The organism is Mesorhizobium sp. M2E.F.Ca.ET.209.01.1.1, from assembly GCF_004010375.2.
Taxonomy (GTDB): domain Bacteria; phylum Pseudomonadota; class Alphaproteobacteria; order Rhizobiales; family Rhizobiaceae; genus Mesorhizobium.
Map to the genome: position 1 here is coordinate 1 of NZ_SADP02000926.1, position 308 is coordinate 308.

1 protein-coding gene is annotated in these 308 nt (G+C 55.8%); it reads left to right on the plus strand.

The window, feature by feature from the left end; translation table 11 throughout:
- Positions 1 to 213, plus strand: a 213-nt coding sequence (locus EN852_RS41990) for a hypothetical protein (RefSeq protein ID WP_210238326.1), incomplete at its 5' end; no start/stop codon positions are given.
- Positions 214 to 308 lie beyond the last annotated feature (95 nt).

The following is a 308-nucleotide window of genomic DNA, read 5'->3' on the forward strand; positions in this document are numbered from 1 at the left end:
CGCTTAAGGCGCTCGTTCGCGAAGCCGTGGCTCTCAACAAATCCAAGGCCAAGCGCTGAGCGGCGGCAATTGCCGGGCACTTCAGCGGATACTGATGCGCTTAAATATCGCCATCACGTAGGGTTAGCGCCCGGCAGCAGCGATCCAATAACTCGTGAAACAAATACTGGACAAATTTATCGGCTGTTAAGCCAGGCGCTTTATCTGAATTGATGTCGCCAGTAACCGGACGACATGTGGGGAACAACATCGTCTCAACCGACGGATGAACCAGTCGGACAGACACCGACGGGGTCGCGGCAGGCTCC